The sequence below is a fragment of the Methanosaeta sp. UBA458 genome (genome assembly GCF_002496085.1).
GTDB classification, from domain to species: domain Archaea; phylum Halobacteriota; class Methanosarcinia; order Methanotrichales; family Methanotrichaceae; genus Methanothrix; species Methanothrix soehngenii.
The window spans coordinates 36,078-39,473 of record NZ_DAIK01000136.1; the positions used below are offsets into that span (position 1 = coordinate 36,078).

The following is a 3,396-nucleotide window of genomic DNA, read 5'->3' on the forward strand; positions in this document are numbered from 1 at the left end:
GGCGGAAGGTTCGATGTGCTGCTCAGGCCGCTAGCGGTAGCGGAGCTGTTAGAGGGAGCATTCCTCACCTCATTAGAGGCGGATAGCGTTCAGAAGGGTCGTTCTTCTCTTAGGGGTCGGCTGGGGGAGATGATTGCCTCCGAAGATCTCATGATCGTAGACGACGGCCTTCTTCCCGGGGGCATAGACTCCTCCGCCTTCGATGGGGAGGGAGTGCCCTCCCAGAGGACGGTCCTGGTCGAGCGTGGGATACTGAAGGGATTTCTCTATGATAACTATACTGCAGGGAAGGACGGCGTCCGCTCCACAGGAAACTCGGTGCGTTCGGGCTACTCCGATCTCCCTCGGGTGGGATCGAGAAATCTGATCATTGACTCACCCTCAGCCTATGACCTCCAGGCGGAGACAGAGGGCTACCTGGTCCATGGCCTCATCGGCGCTCATACTGCCAATCCCATATCTGGCGACTTCTCAGTCGAGGCGCGCAATGCTTTTCGAATCTCCCCGGGTGGAGAGGCCCAGCCGATCAGATCCTTGATGCTCGCGGGGAACATATTTGAGATCCTGAAGACGATTGAGGTGGGCACTGACCGCCGGTCAATAGGCCCCATAGTCACCCCCACATTGAAGGTTAAAATGATGGTAGTAGGAAGCTAAAGGAGAATAAAGAGTGATCATAGGAGGTCCGGCCTCCCAGCTTTTAGCGGGCAGGGTGGCAGCGATTTTGGGTGAGGTGCTGGCGTTATGCGACTACAAGACCTTTCCCGATGGGGAGTCATATACCCAGGTGACGGCACCGCTCGACGATAAGGTGGCAATAATCCAGTCCACCCCTACTGATAGGGATCTGGTCTATCTGCTCCAGCTCCTGGATATCTGCCAGGAGAGCAGCATCGATCTGGTTATACCCTACTTCGGCTATGCCCGCCAGGATAAGATCTTCAAGCCCGGGGAGCCCATGACCGCCAGGGCGGTGGCCAGAGCTCTGAATCCCTTCTTGAAAGAGGGCCGGGTCCATCTGGTAAACATCCATTCTCCATCCATCCTGAATCATTTCTGCTGTCCGGCGGACAACCTGGATGCAACGCCGCTTTTAGCGGAAAATGTGGCCTCCCTCGGCCTGAAGGACCCGGTGGTCATATCCCCGGACAAGGGAGCAGTGGCCATGGCCAGGACTGCCGCCGCCGCCCTGGGAGCGGATAGCGATTACCTGCAGAAGACCCGCCTCTCCGGCACCGAGGTCCGCATGGCTCCTAAAGAGATCGACGTCCGGGATAGAGACGTGGTGATATTCGATGATATGATCGCCACCGGCGGCACCATGGCCACGGCCATAGAGATGCTGCGTGCACAGGGCGCCGCCCGGGTCTATCTGGCAGCAGTGCATCCTGTCCTCACCGGATCGGCGGTCCTTAAGCTTTACCGCTCCGGGGTTGAGGGCGTCTTGGCCACTGACACCCTGGATAAGGGAGTGAGCACCGTCTCTGTGGCTCCGATAATTGCCCGGGCGCTCGAGTCCTGAATTTTGAGATAACTCGATTTACCCAAAGAACTCCTCCAGCCAGTCCACCTGGCCTGGAGGCATCACCAGTTTTCCCTCGATTATCTTTGCCACCAGATCGGCCACTTCCTGGGGGGTCCGTCCGGTGGCATCTATCTCGTCCACCCGCTGGCAATACTCAACGGCCTCCACTAAGATCACGTCCAGAGCCTCAGCCTCCAGGTTCTCCCTTATCTTTTCGGGCGAGTAACCTCTCTTTTCCAGCCGGGATTCGAGCTTCCGCGGAGCCAGCCGGAGGACTATCGACCATTGGGTGAAGTGATGGGAGAAGTGGCCTTCAAGGATAGAGATCTGGTCAGAATCCATCTCCGCCAGGCGCTCGGCCAGTCCATCCATGTCCGCCTCCAGACAGCCCCTTTTCGGATCGGCGCCGAAGTTCAGGCCCTCCCTAACTAAGGCGTTGATGTCTATCACCCGGTAAGGCAATAGATGAGCAACGGTGGTCTTGCCTGTCCCTGGAGTGCCGGTCAGGGCGATCTGCATATCAGCGCCGGATCTCCCTGAAGGCGGCGAGGAACCGGTCGTTCTCCTCTGGCGTTCCCACTGTCACCCGGACGTGATTTTCTCCTGCACCCCGGAATGAGCGGCAGTCGCGGATGATGATACCTTTTTGCAGGAACTTCTCTGCAAATGAGTCCGAGGCTTCCTCGGTTTTCAGGTAGAGGAAGTTGGCCTGGGAGGGATAAGACCTGATCTCTTTTTGCAGGCGACTGCGTTCCATTCTTATCTTTCTCACCGATTCGTTCATAAAGTCCAGATCCGCGAGCGCTGCTGCGCCGGCAGCAACTGAGGCACTGGAGATGCCAAAGAAGGGAGGCGCCGCCCGGCAGAACTCCTGGGCTATCCACTCGGGCATCAGAGCATAGCCCAGGCGCATCCCCGCCAGGCCGAAGGCTTTGGATAGAGTCCGTCCCACCACCAGGTTCTCGTATCTACTCACCAGCTCCGCCAGGCTCCGCTCTGCAAACTCTACATAAGCCTCGTCCAAAAAGACGATGGCTTCCGTCGTCTCCAGCAGACGGCACAGCTCCTCTTCTTTAAGGGCGTTTCCGGTGGGATTGTTCGGCGAGCAGATGAAAGCCATCTTTGCCTCCTTTGGAACCGTCTCCTGAATCCGGAAGTCCGGTCCCAGGGGGGAGAATACCGGCTCTGCCCCCGCCAGAACGGTCAGGATCTCATAGTAGCTGAAGGTGGGGGTGGGGATGAAGGTTCGGTCGCCCTTCTCCAAAAAGAGCCGGGTCAGGGTGTCCATCACCCCGTCCATGCCCGCTCCTATGACCAGCATCTCCTCCGGAGAGCCGGTGTATCTGGCCAGCCCTTCCATCAGCTCCTCGGGCTCCGGATACCTCTCCGGGGAGACATTCTGCAGGGCTTCAAAAACCTTAGGGCTGGGACCGTATGGATTCTCATTGCTTCCCAGCTTTACGATATCCGCCGGGTCGAGACCATAGCGGCGTGAGATCTCAGTGAAACCCTTGCCTGCCACATAGGGGCGCAGCCTCTTCAGGCTCTCCCTGGCGCTTTGCCTAGAGGAGCTCACCTATTACCTCCACCACTCTGTCTATCTCCTCCTTCGTAACCACCAGGGGCGGGATGAGGCGGAGGGTATGCTCTCCAGTGTTGTTGATCAGCACTCCCTTTTGCAGGGCCTTCTCCACCAGCGATTTGCAGTCGCAATTCAGATCCAGGCCGACCATCAACCCCAGGCCGCGAACCTCCCTGGGATTGAGCTTCTCTATCTCTGACTTAAGATATCTGCCCAACTCCTCTGAGCGCTCGACCAGCTTCTCCTCTCGTATGACATCGATCGTTGCCAGGGCGGCAGCACAGATCAG

The 3,396-nt window shown here is 58.0% G+C and carries 5 protein-coding genes; 2 read left to right on the forward strand and 3 right to left on the reverse strand.

Features of this window, described 5'->3' with window-relative positions:
- Together BP822_RS09975 and BP822_RS09980 are read left to right on the forward strand one after the other, a co-directional pair.
- Window positions 1-657, forward strand: a 657-nt coding sequence (locus BP822_RS09975) for a metallopeptidase TldD-related protein (RefSeq protein WP_286878221.1), incomplete at its 5' end; no start/stop codon positions are given.
- A 13-nt stretch (window positions 658-670) separates the two neighbouring features.
- Window positions 671-1,522, forward strand: a complete 852-nt coding sequence (locus tag BP822_RS09980; RefSeq protein WP_013719290.1) for a ribose-phosphate diphosphokinase — start codon at window positions 671-673, stop codon at window positions 1,520-1,522.
- A gap of 18 nt (window positions 1,523-1,540) precedes the next feature.
- On the opposite strand, the gene BP822_RS09985 is transcribed toward BP822_RS09980, so the two are convergent.
- The 3 genes from BP822_RS09985 to BP822_RS09995 all read right to left on the reverse strand — a co-directional run.
- Window positions 1,541-2,044: an adenylate kinase family protein gene (locus BP822_RS09985; RefSeq protein ID WP_273270992.1), complete on the reverse strand. Its 504-nt coding sequence runs from the start codon at window positions 2,042-2,044 to the stop codon at window positions 1,541-1,543.
- Window position 2,045: 1 nt separating this feature from the next.
- On the reverse strand, window positions 2,046-3,101 hold the full coding sequence (gene hisC, locus BP822_RS09990) for a histidinol-phosphate transaminase (protein ID WP_273270993.1): 1,056 nt from the start codon (window positions 3,099-3,101) through the stop codon (window positions 2,046-2,048).
- Window positions 3,088-3,396: aminotransferase class III-fold pyridoxal phosphate-dependent enzyme (locus tag BP822_RS09995; RefSeq protein WP_286878222.1), on the reverse strand; the 309-nt coding region annotated here is incomplete at its 5' end. The genes BP822_RS09995 and hisC, both read right to left, overlap by 14 nt.

Excerpts from the sequence above, each read along its gene's own strand:
- BP822_RS09985 (WP_273270992.1), bottom strand. The coding sequence starts at position 2,044 with ATGCAGATCGCCCTGACCGGCACTCCAGGGACAGGCAAGACCACCGTT.